At 69.8% G+C, this 13,268-nt stretch carries 13 protein-coding genes; 10 read left to right on the forward strand and 3 right to left on the reverse strand.

The features are described 5' to 3' along the window. Positions 1-113 precede the first annotated feature (113 nt). The 7 genes from ACIREI_RS21520 to ACIREI_RS21550 all read left to right on the forward strand — a co-directional run bounded on the left by ACIREI_RS21520 (position 114) and on the right by ACIREI_RS21550 (position 6,261). Positions 114-938, forward strand: a complete 825-nt coding sequence (locus ACIREI_RS21520) for a helix-turn-helix domain-containing protein (RefSeq protein WP_403335121.1) — start codon at positions 114-116, stop codon at positions 936-938. Between the two features lie 122 nt (positions 939-1,060). Further along, entirely contained in the window at positions 1,061-2,521 is a 1,461-nt protein-coding gene (locus ACIREI_RS21525; protein ID WP_403334988.1) for an aldehyde dehydrogenase family protein, read from the forward strand. A gap of 55 nt (positions 2,522-2,576) precedes the next feature. After that, positions 2,577-2,840 (forward strand): type II toxin-antitoxin system prevent-host-death family antitoxin, encoded by a 264-nt coding sequence (locus tag ACIREI_RS21530; RefSeq protein WP_403334991.1) that lies wholly within the window; start codon positions 2,577-2,579, stop codon positions 2,838-2,840. A 130-nt stretch (positions 2,841-2,970) separates the two neighbouring features. Continuing rightward, positions 2,971-3,612, forward strand: a complete 642-nt coding sequence (locus ACIREI_RS21535) for a PadR family transcriptional regulator (RefSeq protein ID WP_403334993.1) — start codon at positions 2,971-2,973, stop codon at positions 3,610-3,612. A 74-nt stretch (positions 3,613-3,686) separates the two neighbouring features. Continuing rightward, positions 3,687-4,652 (forward strand): ATP-binding cassette domain-containing protein, encoded by a 966-nt coding sequence (locus ACIREI_RS21540; RefSeq protein ID WP_403334996.1) that lies wholly within the window; start codon positions 3,687-3,689, stop codon positions 4,650-4,652. Continuing rightward, positions 4,649-5,404 carry an ABC transporter permease gene (locus ACIREI_RS21545; protein ID WP_403334998.1) on the forward strand — a complete coding sequence of 252 codons (756 nt, stop codon included), beginning with the start codon at positions 4,649-4,651 and terminating at the stop codon, positions 5,402-5,404. Before ACIREI_RS21540 ends, ACIREI_RS21545 begins: the two co-directional genes overlap by 4 nt. Positions 5,405-5,499: 95 nt before the next feature. Next, positions 5,500-6,261, forward strand: coding sequence for a MerR family transcriptional regulator (locus ACIREI_RS21550; protein ID WP_403335000.1), 762 nt, complete (start codon positions 5,500-5,502; stop codon positions 6,259-6,261). Between the two features lie 30 nt (positions 6,262-6,291). On the opposite strand, the gene ACIREI_RS21555 is transcribed toward ACIREI_RS21550, so the two are convergent. Next, positions 6,292-6,657, reverse strand: coding sequence for a YbjQ family protein (locus ACIREI_RS21555; protein ID WP_403335002.1), 366 nt, complete (start codon positions 6,655-6,657; stop codon positions 6,292-6,294). Between the two features lie 136 nt (positions 6,658-6,793). Here ACIREI_RS21555 and ACIREI_RS21560 point away from each other — a divergent pair, with 136 nt between their 5' ends. Further along, on the forward strand, positions 6,794-7,714 hold the full coding sequence (locus tag ACIREI_RS21560) for a DedA family protein (RefSeq protein ID WP_403335005.1): 921 nt from the start codon (positions 6,794-6,796) through the stop codon (positions 7,712-7,714). 121 nt (positions 7,715-7,835) lie between these two features. On the opposite strand, the gene ACIREI_RS21565 is transcribed toward ACIREI_RS21560, so the two are convergent. Both ACIREI_RS21565 and ACIREI_RS21570 read right to left on the reverse strand, forming a co-directional pair. Then, positions 7,836-9,467, reverse strand: a complete 1,632-nt coding sequence (locus ACIREI_RS21565) for a threonine/serine exporter ThrE family protein (RefSeq protein WP_403335008.1) — start codon at positions 9,465-9,467, stop codon at positions 7,836-7,838. A gap of 129 nt (positions 9,468-9,596) precedes the next feature. Then, positions 9,597-10,088 (reverse strand): inorganic diphosphatase, encoded by a 492-nt coding sequence (locus ACIREI_RS21570; protein ID WP_031487466.1) that lies wholly within the window; start codon positions 10,086-10,088, stop codon positions 9,597-9,599. 79 nt (positions 10,089-10,167) lie between these two features. Between ACIREI_RS21570 and dacB the strand changes: the two genes are divergently transcribed. After that, positions 10,168-11,796: a D-alanyl-D-alanine carboxypeptidase/D-alanyl-D-alanine-endopeptidase gene (dacB, locus tag ACIREI_RS21575; RefSeq protein WP_403335011.1), complete on the forward strand. Its 1,629-nt coding sequence runs from the start codon at positions 10,168-10,170 to the stop codon at positions 11,794-11,796. 313 nt (positions 11,797-12,109) lie between these two features. Continuing rightward, positions 12,110-13,234 carry a zinc-dependent metalloprotease gene (locus ACIREI_RS21580; RefSeq protein ID WP_403335014.1) on the forward strand — a complete coding sequence of 375 codons (1,125 nt, stop codon included), beginning with the start codon at positions 12,110-12,112 and terminating at the stop codon, positions 13,232-13,234. Positions 13,235-13,268 lie beyond the last annotated feature (34 nt).

Below are 13,268 nucleotides of genomic sequence, written 5' to 3' on the forward strand. Positions count from 1 at the left end.
GTAATCGGACGAGTACTGCTCGAAGTGATTTAGTGGCAGACTGCGGGCCCTGAAGACGGTTGGGGAGGCTGGCGAACGTGAGCGCGGGAGAGCCCGGATCGGTGGTGCGGCGCATGCTGCTCGGCTCGCAACTGAGGCGACTGCGGGAAGCGCGCGGGATCACGCGCGAGGCGGCGGGTTACTCGATCCGCGCCTCCGAGTCGAAGATCAGCCGGATGGAGCTGGGCCGGGTGAGCTTCAAGACGCGGGACGTCGAAGACCTGTTGACGCTGTACGGCATCTCGGACGAACAGGAGCGTGCCTCGCTCCTCTCCCTGGCCCGCGAGGCCAACGTCGCGGGCTGGTGGCACAGCTACTCGGACGTCCTGCCCAGCTGGTTCCCCACCTACGTCGGCCTGGAGGGCGCGGCCAGCCTCATCCGCGCGTACGAAGTGCAGTTCGTGCACGGCCTGTTGCAGACCGAGGCGTACGCCCGCGCGGTCGTCGAGCGCGGCATGAAGGGCGCGAGCAGGTCCGACATCGAAAAGCGCGTGGCGCTGCGGCTGGAGCGGCAGAAGTACCTCGTCGCCGAGAGCGCTCCCGAGTTCCACATCGTCCTGGACGAGGCCGCCCTGCGCCGCCCCTACGGCGACCGCGAGGTCATGCGCGGCCAGCTCCAGCACCTGATCGAGATCTCCGAACACCCGAACGTGCGCCTGCAGATCATGCCGTTCAGCTTCGGCGGCCACTCCGGCGAGTCCGGCGCCTTCACCATCCTCAGCTTCCCCGAGTCCGACCTCTCGGACGTCGTCTACCTGGAGCAGCTCACCAGTGCGCTCTACCTCGACAAGCACGAGGACGTCGCCCAGTACGAGCGGGCGCTGAAGGAGCTTCAGCAGGACAGCCCGGGTCCGGACGAGAGCCGGGATCTTCTCCGGGGACTCCTTCAACTCTCTTGAAACACAAGTACGATGACGTGTGATCAGACCGTGAAGACGATCAAGGCCGATCAAGCCCGATCGAGGCGATCCAGGCGTCCGTGATCAGTCGATCGGGTGTCCGCTAGGGATTGAGGGATCACATGTCGTCCTACTTCACCGACCTGGCTCAGCAGTACATCGACGGTGAGTGGCGCCCGGGCACAGGCTCCTGGGACATCATCGACTTCAACCCGTACGACGGCGAGAAGCTGGCGTCGATCACCATAGCCACGGTCGACGAGGTGGATCAGGCCTACCAGGCGGCCGCCCGCGCCCAGAAGCAGTGGGCCGCGACCAATCCCTACGCCCGTCGCGCCGTCTTCGAGAAGGCGCTGCGCCTGATAGAGGACCGTGAGCAGGAGCTCAGCGAGGCGATCATCGCCGAGCTCGGCGGCACCCGGTTGAAGGCGGCCTTCGAACTCCACCTCGCCAAGGAGTTCCTGCGCGAGGCGGTCCACCTGGCGCTGCGCCCCGAGGGCAAGATCATCCCGTCGCCGACGGACGGCAAGGAGAACCGCGTCTACCGCGTTCCGGTCGGCGTCGTGGGCGTCATCAGCCCCTTCAACTTCCCCTTCCTGCTCTCCATCAAGTCGGTCGCCCCGGCCCTCGCGCTCGGCAACGGCGTGGTCCTCAAGCCGCACCAGAACACCCCGATCTGCGGCGGCTCCCTGGTCGCGAAGATCTTCGAGGACGCGGGCCTGCCCGCCGGCCTCCTCAACGTCGTCATCACGGACATCGCGGAGATCGGCGACGCCTTCATCGAGCACCCGACCCCGAAGGTCATCTCCTTCACCGGCTCCGACAAGGTCGGCCGCCACGTCGCCACCGTCTGCGCCTCGCTCTTCAAGCGCTCGGTCCTCGAACTCGGCGGCAACAGCGCGCTGGTGGTCCTCGACGACGCCGACATCGACTACGCGGTCGACGCGGCGGTCTTCAGCCGGTACGTCCACCAGGGCCAGGTCTGCATGGCCGCCAACCGGGTCCTCGTGGACCGCTCGGTCGCGGACGAGTTCACCGAGAAGTTCGTCGCCAAGGTGAAGACCCTCAAGGCCGGCGACCCGCGCGACCCCGAGACCGTCATCGGCCCCGTCATCAACTCCTCGCAGGCCGAGGCGATTTCCGCCACCGTCGAGCAGGCGATCGCCGAGGGCGCGACGGCCCTGGTGCACGGCACGACGACGGACAACCTGGTCGAGCCCTCCGTCCTCACGAACGTCCCCGCCGACTCGGCCCTCCTCCGGCAGGAGGTCTTCGGCCCGGTCGCCTTCCTCATCCCGTTCGACGGCGAGGAGGAGGCCGTACGCCTCGTCAACGACACCCCGTACGGCCTGAGCGGCGCCGTCCACACCGGCAACGTCGAGCGGGGCGTCGCCTTCGCCAAGCGGATCGACACCGGCATGTTCCACGTGAACGACGGCACCGTCCACGACGAGCCGATCGTCCCCTTCGGCGGCGAGAAGCACTCCGGTCTCGGCCGCCTGAACGGCGAGACGATGCTGGACGCGTTCACGACGATCAAGTGGATCTCGGTGCAGCACGGGCGGAGCGGGTTCCCCTTCTGAGCCGGTCGGCTTCCATATGCCCCGGCAGGCATGCATCCAGGTGTTCACCGGGTGCATGCCTGCTACCTGTCCCGTCGCCGAGGCACAGCACAAGCTCGGCGAACTCGTCCGCCGAGCGGCCCGGCACGAGCGCATCACGCTGACGGACCGCGGTGTCCCGGTTGCCGTTCTCGTCTGCCTGGCCGAGCTGGAGAACCTCCAAGACGCCCTGGCCTTGGCCCGCCTGGAGCGTGACCGCGCACACGGCCGAACCGAGCTGTCCGTCCCGCATGCCCCGGCGCGCCGAGCACTGCTCCGGGCGGCCGGGAGGGGCGAGTGACCTGGCGGGTCCTCTGGGAACCGGCCGCGCGTCCCTGGACGGCGCCACCGCCTCGAACCGGTGGTCGAGAGCAGGGCGCTTCCTGGGGCTGATCTCCGCCCCCACCCGCCCCCGCCCTAATCTGGACCGCATGTCAGCGATCCGTCTCCTCGTGCTCGGCGCCGTCCGTCAGCACGGGCGGGCCCATGGCTACCAGGTGCGCAACGACCTGGAGTACTGGGGCGCGCACGAGTGGTCCAACGCCAAGCCCGGCTCGATCTACCACGCCCTGAAGCAGATGGCGAAGCAGGGACTGCTGCACGCCCACGAGATCGCGCCGTCCACGGCCGGCGGGCCGCCGCGCACGGAGTACGAGATCACCGAGAAGGGCACCGAGGAGTACCTCGGGCTGGTGCGCCAGTACCTCACGGCCTACGACCAGCGACCGGACGTACTCACCGCCGCGCTCGGTTTCATGGTCGACCTGGACCGCGAGGAGGTCCTCGCCCTCCTCGAGGAGCGGGTGCGCAGCATCGAGGAGTGGCGCAAGGCCGTCACCGAGTACTACACGCCCGAGGACGGCCCCGGCCAGCTCGGGCACATCGGCGAGATCATGAACTTCTGGGTCCACTCCGCCGACACCGGCGCCGAGTGGACCCGCGGCCTCATCGAACGCATCCGGGGCGGCGCCTACACCTTCTCGGGGGAGGGCGATCCGTTCGTCGGCATCCTCGCCGAGGACCAGGAGAACCCGTACGCGACGGGGGAGCGGCATCCGGAGGACCGCCACTAATCAAGTTTGACTATGCCTATCTCCGGGCACTAGCTTCGAGCTGGTAGTCAAGTTTGACTAGCGAGGGGGTCTCAGTGGCCGACACGGCGATCACCGTCGAAAAGGCACGCAAGAAGTACGGCGGCAAAGCCGGCAAGAACGCACTGGACGGGCTCGACCTCACGGTCGCGCGCGGCACGGTGCACGGAGTGCTCGGGCCGAACGGCGCGGGCAAGACGACCCTGGTCCGGATCCTGTCCACCCTCCTGCGGCCGGACAGCGGCCGCGTCGAGGTGGCCGGGCACGACGTGGTGCGGCAGGCGTACGAGGTACGCCTCCGTATCGGCCTGCTCGGCCAGCACGCCGCCCTGGACGAGGAGTTGGGCGGCCACCAGAACCTGGAGATGTTCGGCCGCCTCTACCACCTGGGCGCCCGCCACGCGCGCGTGCGCGCCGGTGAGCTCCTGGACCGCTTCGGGCTCGCCGACACCGGCCGCAAGCCGGTGAAGCAGTACAGCGGCGGCATGCGCCGGCGACTGGACCTGGCGGCCTCGCTCATCACCGACCCGGAGGTGCTCTTCCTGGACGAACCCACCACCGGCCTCGACCCGCGCGGCCGCACCGAGGTCTGGTCCGCGGTCCGCTCCCTGGTCGGCGGCGGTACGACGGTCCTGCTCACCACCCAGTACCTGGAAGAGGCCGACCAGCTCGCCGACCGCATCTCGGTCGTCGACGCCGGCCGCGTGGTCGCCGACGGCACGGCGGACGAACTCAAGGCGCTGACCGGCGGCGACCGCATCGACGTCGTCCTGCGCGACGCCGGTCAGCTGGGCGCCGCCGTGGCCCTGTTGCCCGTACCGAAGGCCGACATCTCCGTCGACCCCGACCGCCGCCTGCTCAGCGCCCCGGTCACCGACCGGATGACGGCGCTCTCCGGCGTCGTACGGGCACTGGAGGAGGCCGGAATCGAGGCGGAGGACGTCGCGCTGCGGCGGCCGACGCTGGACGAGGTGTTCCTGCACCTCACCGGGGACCGCCGACGTGTGAAGGAGGCCGTGTGACCGCGTACGCACTGACCGACTCCTGGACCATGACCCGCCGCGAACTCGCCCACTGGGCGCGGCAACCCGTGCAGGTCGTGGTCAACCTGGCCTTCCCCGTGATGCTGCTGCTGATGTTCGGCTACCTCATCGGCGGCGGCCGGGGCGTCCAGGGTTCCTACATCGACTACGTCCTCCCCGGCATGCTCGCGCTCACCATGGCCTTCGGCCTGGAGGGCACGATGATCGCGGTCACCCAGGACCTCAACAAGGGCGTGATCGACCGCTTCCGGTCCATGCCGATGGCCAACGGCGCGGTGCTGGTGGGCCGTTCGGTGGCTGACATGCTCCAGTCGGCGCTGACCCTGTGCGTCCTCATGGGCGTCGGACACGCGCTCGGCTGGCGCGCGGACGGCGGCGCGGGGGCCTTCCTGGGCGCCGTGGGACTGCTCCTGCTCTTCCGCTTCGCCATGCTGTGGATCGGCATCCACCTGGCACTGGTGGCCGGCAAGCCGGAAATGGTGCAGGCGGTGCAGATCCTGGTCTGGCCGATCGGCTTCCTGTCCAACGCCCTCGCCCTGCCCGACACCATGCCCGGCTGGCTGGGCACGGTCGTCGAGTGGAACCCGATGTCGCACACGGCGACCGCCGTACGGGACCTGTTCGGCGGTACGGGCACGGACCATGCGGCGGCGGCGATCGTATGGCCGTTGGTGCTCCTGGCAGTGTTCTTCCCGTTGGCGGTACGGCGGTTCGCCCGCCTGAGCCGTTAGCGGCCGACGGGCACGGCTCCCCGAGGGGAAAACGGGCTTGCACCTCACGTCGCGTGAGGACTCACTGTGGAGTGCGTACCGAGAAGGGAGCGGAAGTGAGCTACTCCGTGGGACAGGTCGCCGGCTTCGCCGGAGTGACGGTGCGCACCCTGCACCACTACGACGACATCGGCCTGCTCGTACCCAGCGAGCGCAGCCACGCGGGCCACCGGCGCTACAGCGACGCCGACCTCGACAGGCTGCAGCAGATCCTGTTCTACCGCGAGCTCGGCTTCCCGCTCGAGGAGGTCGCCGCCCTGCTCGACGACCCGGACGTGGACCCGCGCGCGCACCTGCGCCGGCAGCACGAGCTGCTGACCGCCCGGATCGAGAAGCTGCGGAAGATGGCGGCGGCCGTGGAGCACGCCATGGAGGCACGCAAGATGGGGATCAATCTGACGCCGGAGGAGAAGTTCGAGGTGTTCGGGGACTTCGACCCGGACGAGTACGAGGAGGAGGTGCAGGAGCGCTGGGGCAACACCGACGCCTACCGGCAGTCCCAGCAGCGCGCCGCCTCCTACACCAAGGAGGACTGGCTGCGGATCCAGCGCGAGGCCGAGGAGCTCACCCAGCGTTTCGTCGCGCTGATGGAGGCCGGTGAGCCGGCGGACTCCGAGGCGGCCATGGACGCCGCCGAGGAGCACCGCCAGGGAATCGCCCGCAACCACTACGACTGCGGGTACGAGATGCACACCTGTCTCGGCGAGATGTACGTCGCCGACGAGCGGTTCACGCGCAACATCGACAAGGCGAAGCCCGGCCTGGCGGCCTACCTGAAGGACGCGATCCTCGCCAACGCCGCCCGCCACACCTCGTGATGCCTGGCCCGGGAGCGACCTCGTACGGGGTCACTCCCGGGCCAGGACCACCGCGGTCCCGTAGGCGCACACCTCGGTGCCCACGTCGGCCGCCTCGGTGACGTCGAACCGGAACGCCAGCACGGCATTCGCGCCACGCGCGCGTGCCTGCTCTACGAGCCGCTCCATGGCCTGGTTGCGGGTCTCCACCAGCGTCTTGGTGAGCCCCCTCAGCTCGCCGCCGACCAGCGACTTCAGCCCGGCGCCGATCTGACTGCCGAGGTGGCGCGAGCGCACCGTCAACCCGAAGACCTCGCCGAGAACCTCTGTGACCCGGTGGCCGGGAACGTCATTGGTGGTCACCACCAGAACGTCGGGTTGGGGCCCCTGACCGCCGCCGTACTCTTCGATGCCCATGAATCACAGCTTTGACCCAGCAGGGGCACAGTGCATCCTGAGGGGGTCCATGGAACCTGGGCGGCCGGTGCAGCGTTGATAATTTGAGCAGCCAGCCTCAGCCCGCCCGCCCCCATCCAGCAGGAGCCACAATCCCGTGACCACGCTTGCGCTCGGCCCCGAGTGGCTCGACCCGAACTATCTGATCGAGACCTTCAGCCTCCCCGGCATCCTGCTGATCGTCTTCGCCGAGTCCGGCCTCTTCGCGTTCCTGCCGGGTGACTCGCTGCTGTTCACGGCGGGCCTCTTCGTGGCCCAGGGCCAGTACATCAGCCAGCCCCTGTGGCTGGTCTGCACGCTCATCGTCCTGGCCGCCGTCATCGGTGACCAGGTCGGCTACATGATCGGCAAGTTCCTCGGCCCGAAGCTCTTCAACCGCCCCAACTCCAAGCTCTTCAAACAGGAGAACCTGGAGAAGGCGCACGAGTTCATGGAGAAGTACGGCCCCAAGGCGATCGTCCTCGCCCGCTTCGTCCCGATCGTGCGCACCTTCGCCCCCATCGTGGCGGGCGCCGGCCGCATGCAGTACCGCACGTTCTTCACGTACAACGTCATCGGCGGCATCGCCTGGGGCACCGGCGTCACCCTCGCGGGCTACTGGCTCGGCCAGATCGAGTTCATCAACAAGAACGTCGAGGCGATCCTCGTCCTGATCGTCTTCGTCTCCGTGGTCCCGATCATCATCGAGTACCTGCGAGAGCGCGCCAAGAACAAGCGCGCGGCGGCGGAGACCCCGGCCCCCGCCCAGCAGCAGCACATGGTGATGGACGACGCGACGACCCAGCTCCGCCGCATCCCGTCCGACGACCAGCCCCAGCCTCAGCAGCACTACGGCAGCCAGGGCCACCAGCAGTACGGCAACCAGGGCCAGCAGCAGTACGGCAACCAGGGCGGACAGCAGTACGGCTACGACCAGCAGTACTACGACCAGCAGCCCCAGCAGCAGCCGTACGCCCCGCAGTACCCCCAGGGCTACGGCCAGCAGAACCAGCAGTACCCGCCGAACCAGGGGTACTGACACGCCCTCCAGGGGCGCGGGGCCGTATCGGATATGCGGCTCCGCCGCGTGGGCGCGACAAGCCACACACGACCCGCAGCCGCGGTCTGTCCGGACGAACCGAGCCCGTAGGCACCCGGCGTCAGAATCCCCGCGTCCGCTTGGCGGCCCGCCGCTTCTCGGGCGACCCGATCCGCAAGAACAACCGAGAGATCTCGGACCCGAGGTTCACCCCGATAGCGATGGCCATGGCCAAAGAAGCAGCCGTGGCCAGCGAAACAAGCCCCGCGTCCACCTTGTTCTGCGCGATCGACAACAGCCCGAAATACGTGGCCGACCCCGGCAACAGGGGCCCGATCGCCGCCGTCGTGTACGGCAACGCCGACGCGAACCGATACCGGGCCATCAGCTGCCCGAACAACCCCACCAACCCCGCGGCGACAGCCGTGGAGGCAACAGGCGACAGGTCGCCGGCGTAGTGCAGCGCGCCGTACACCACCCACGCGACACCCCCGTTGAGGGTCACGGCGAGCACGGTGGACCGTTCCTGCTGAAGCAGCACCGCGAAGGTCAGCGACAGCAGCATCGACGCGGCGATCTGCCAGTACGGCCGCTCGGAGACGTTCAGCAGCGTGTCGGGGTCGGGGCCGGCGCCCAGGTTCACCCCGAGGTACAGGATCACCAGCACCCCGACGACGATGCCGACGAAGAAGTACATGACCTCCAGCAGGCGCGCGGCCGCGGTGATGTAGAAGCCGGTCAGCCCGTCCTGCACGCCCGCCACCAGCGCCCGCCCGGGCAGCAGCGCGAACAGCCCACCGGTGATGACCGCGGACCCGTTCACGTCGACGTGCGCGAGCGTCAGCGCGACCCCGATCGCGGCCGGCGGCATCGCGGCCACCGCGAACTGGTAGAACTCCGGCAGCCCGCGCCCCGCGCACAGCCACGCCAGCCGGTCGCCGAGCATTGCGCCCAGCATCGCCGCGATGAAGACGATCACGTCACCGCCGACCAGCACGGAGGCCGCGCCCGCGAGCAGCCCGCTCGCCCCGGTCAGCACCCAGGTCGGGTACGGGTGCCGGTTGCGGCGGATCTCCGCGAGCCGCCCGTAGGACTCCTCCAGGGAGATGTGGCTCTCCGGATCGCTGAGGTCGTCGACGAGCTGGTACACGGCGGCCAGGCGCGTGTAGTCGGTGCCGCGCCGCCGCACCGTGCGCGACGCCGACACCGGGTCGTCCACCAGTGACGGCTGGTACGAGATCGACAGCAGGGTGAAGGTGACGTTCGGCTCGCAGCGGTCCAGGCCGTAGGACCGGCAGACCGCGAACATCGCCGCCTCGACGTCCTCCGCGCCCTCACCGCCCGCCAGCAGCAGCTCGCCGATACGCAGGGTCAGGTCGAGCACGCGCGGGACTGCCGGACCCTCCTCCTCCGCCTTCGGCATCCGCTCCGGAGCGGGCCGCTCGGCCACCGGCATGCGCAGCATCGTCCGCATCCGGTCCTGCCAGGGCAGGTCCTTGGTCAGGCTGATCTTCGGTATGCCGGTCGCGGGGGTGAACGCGGGTGAGGCGTCCTCGACGCTGTAGCCGCTCGGCGCCCGGAACGCCGAGCCCTCGGGTTCCTGGACCGGCGGCTGCGGTACACCCAGCCCCTTGGGGAGGGCGAACTCGGACGTGGTCTCCGACTCGTTGTCCCCGACCTCGACGCCGACGGGCGGCGTGAAGGCCATCCTTGCCTCGTCCGACTGCGGCTTGTGGTCCTCCGCGTCCGTCACGTGCGTAGCACTCCCTGTACGACACCTCCTGCCGCACTCAGTATGCGCACAGACACGCGAACGGGCTGCACGCGCACGCGTGCAGCCCGTTCACATGGCTGGAAGCAGCTGGTGCCTCAGACCGGTGGCTCAGTGGCCGCCCTGGTCCTTGAAGCGCTTGTAGGACCGCTCGATCTCGGCCTCGGCCTCGGTGCGGCCCACCCAGTCGGCGCCCTCGACGGACTTGCCGGGCTCCAGGTCCTTGTAGACCTCGAAGAAGTGCTGGATCTCCAGGCGGTCGAACTCCGAGACGTGGTGGATGTCACGCAGGTGCTCCACACGCGGGTCCGTCGCCGGCACGCACAGCAGCTTGTCGTCGCCGCCGGCCTCGTCCGTCATCCGGAACATGCCGATCGCGCGGCACTTGATGAGGCAGCCCGGGAAGGTCGGCTCGTCCAGGATGACCAGCGCGTCCAGCGGGTCGCCGTCCTCGCCGAGGGTGTTCTCGACGAAGCCGTAGTCGGTCGGGTAGGCGGTCGAGGTGAAGAGTCGACGGTCCAGGCGGATCCGACCGGTCTCGTGGTCCACCTCGTACTTGTTCCGCGAACCCTTCGGAATCTCGATCGTGACGTCGAACTCCACCGGTGGCTCCTCCATGATCAGCACATAGTTCTGGTGGTTAAGTGTCCCTCACGCAGGTGTGTGATCGCGAAAGGGGCTGGTGGTAGTGCCAGAGCTGAGGCCGTGGCGAGCCGCGAGACCGCATGTGACGCGGGTCGCGAGCGCCGTACGACCGCGTCTGGCACGGGCCGCGGACGCCGTGGGCCCCCGTCTCGCACGCGCCGCGACGGCCGCGAAACCACGGGTCGTACGGCTCGCGCGAGCCGTCTCCCCGCAGGCCGCGCGGACATACAAGCCGAAGACCTGGCAGTACACCGCGGGCGCCGCCACCGCCGGACTGGCACTGGCCGCCGGAGTGGTGACCTCCGCCGGCCCCTGGGACTCCACCGGTCAGCGTACGGCCGAGCGGGACTGGGCGGCCGCCCAGGAGCGCACGGGTGGCACAGATCACGGCCGTAATGCCGATACGTCCGATTCCGCGGATACGGCCGGCGACGCGCCCCGCCCCGCCCCCAGCGCGGCCTCCGTCCTCACCGGCCTGGGCGGCGGCGTGAAGTCGGCCCCGAACGGCAAGGCGCTCGCCGCCCTCCTGGGCCCGCTCCTGGACGTCCCGGAGCTCGGCACCCGCAGGACGGCGGCGATCGTGGACGTGGCCACCGGCAAGCGCCTCTACGGCGACGGAGCCGCCGAGCCCCTCATCCCCGCCTCCACGACGAAGATCGCCACCGCCGCGGCCGCACTCGCCGCGCTGGGCCCCGACCACCGCCTCACCACCCGCGCCGCCCTCGAACTCGACACGAAGGAACTGGTCCTGGTCGGCGGCGGCGACCCCACGCTGACGGCCCGCAAGGAGGCCGACGGCTGGGCGAGCCTGCGCGAGCTGGCCGACGAGACGGCGGCGGCGCTGAAGAAGCGGAACGTGCGCCAGGTCACCCTCTCGTACGACAAGACCCTTTACGCCGGTCCCGAACTGCACCCCATCGGGGTGAACGACAACCTCGCCCCGGTCAGCGCCCTCATGGCCGACGAGGCCCGCACGGACGACTCCACCAGCGGCCCGGCACCCCGGGTGACGGACCCGGCGAAGGACGCCGCGGCCCGGTTCGCGACCTTCCTCGCGGACCACGGCATCAAGACGACGTCCCCCGGCCCGTCCAAGGCGACGAACCGGGCCCAGCCCCTCGCCGAGGTCTCCTCGCCCCCGCTCTCCACGCTGGTCGAGCGCATGCTCACCAACAGCGACAACGACATCGCCGAGGCCCTGGCCCGCCAGACGGCCGTGGCGAGCGGACAGCGCGCGGACTTCGACGGCGCGGGCGAGGCGATCCGGGCGCGGCTGAAGAAACTCGGACTCCCGGTCTCCGGCGCCGCCTTCAAGGACGGCAGCGGCCTCAACCGCGACGACAGACTCACCGCGGACCTTCTTACGTCCCTCCTCGCCAAGGCAGCCGACCCGACCCGCCCGCAACTGCGCGCGACCCTGACCGGACTCCCGGTGGCAGGCTTCACCGGCACCCTGACCAGCCGCTACACGGACGGCGCGGCAGGCGTCGTCCGGGCCAAGACAGGCACCCTGACCGGCGTGAACGCCCTGGCCGGCACGGTGGTCGACCAGGACGGCCGCCTCCTGGCCTTCGCCTTCCTGGCAACCGACACGACGGACCCGACGGCGGCCCAGTCGGCCCTGGACAGAACGGCAACGGCCCTGTCGGCATGCGGCTGCGGCTGACGCCCCGCCCCGCCTGGCCAAGGGCCCGTCCCGCCGGGATACCGCCCTGCCCCGCTGAGCTGCTATCGCCCCGCTGTCCTCACGTCCCGTCCCGGCTTCGCCCCGGCAGCGGCTCCCTCCCCCGCCGTGGGCAGTCGTTCCGCTGGGGCGGAACGGGTGGGCACGGCCTGCAACGCCGGGTGCCGCCCGAACACGCGCCGGCCCCTGCCGACCCAAGTACGCCCCCACAACGCCGAGCACGTCCCAAAAGCACCGCGGCCCCGCCAACCCCCACGGCCTGCCCCAAGTGGGAACGCTCACGTACGGTTGACACATGACGAGCATCGGTGGTGCCGAGATGGTCGACTGGAATCTCGCGGTGGCGACCGCGACCCGGCTCGTACGGCCGGGCCCCGAGGTGAGCCGCGACGAGGCCCGGGCCGTCGTCGCCGAGCTGCGCCGACATGCCAAGGCCTCGGAGGAACACGTCCGGGGCTTCACTCGTATGGGCACGGAGGACACCCACGACACCCCCGTCCTCGTCGTGGACCGCCCCGGCTGGGTGCGGGCGAACGTCGCCGGGTTCCGCGAGATCCTCAAGCCCCTGCTCGAAAAGATGCAGGAGCGCCGCAGCGGCAGCACCGGTGGCGCGGTCCTCGGCGCGGTCGGCGGCAAGGTCACCGGCGTCGAACTCGGAATGCTGCTGTCCTTCCTGGCCTCCCGCGTCCTCGGCCAGTACGAGACCTTCGCCCCCGCCACCCGCGAACTCCCGGCGGGCCAGAACGGCGGCGGCCGACTCCTGCTCGTCGCCCCGAACATCGTGCACGTCGAGCGCGAACTCGACGTACAGCCCCACGACTTCCGCCTGTGGGTGACCCTGCACGAGGAGACGCACCGCACGCAGTTCACCGCCGTGCCCTGGCTGCGGGACCACCTGGAGGGCGAAATCCAGTCGTTCTTGGGGGAGACGGACGTCGACCCCATGACCGTCCTGGAGCGCATCCGAGAGGCCGCGCAGTCGCTCGCAGGCGGCCGGCCCGAGGCCGAGGAGGACGACGGCGGACGGTCCTTCGTCGAATTGGTACAGACCCCGGCCCAGCGGGAGATCCTCGGCCGCCTCACCGCCGTGATGTCCCTCCTGGAGGGCCACGCCGACTTCGTGATGGACGGGGTCGGCCCCCAGGTCGTCCCGACCGTCGCCGAGATCCGCGAGAAGTTCCAGCAGCGGCGAGCCAAGGGAGCGTCGAGGCTCGACATGGCCCTGCGCAAGCTGCTGGGTCTGGACGCCAAACTCAGGCAGTACCGCGACGGCGAACGCTTCGTACGGGCGGTCGTGGACCAGGTCGGCATGGACGGCTTCAACCGCGTGTGGACCTCCCCGAACACCCTCCCGACCAAGGCGGAGATCGCCAAACCGGCGGATTGGATCGCGCGGGTGCACCGCAAGGCGGAGTCGTGAATCAGGCGCCGAGGCGTGCATCTCATACGAACGT

This window comes from Streptomyces sp. NPDC093591, from assembly GCF_044764885.1.
GTDB lineage: Bacteria > Actinomycetota > Actinomycetes > Streptomycetales > Streptomycetaceae > Streptomyces.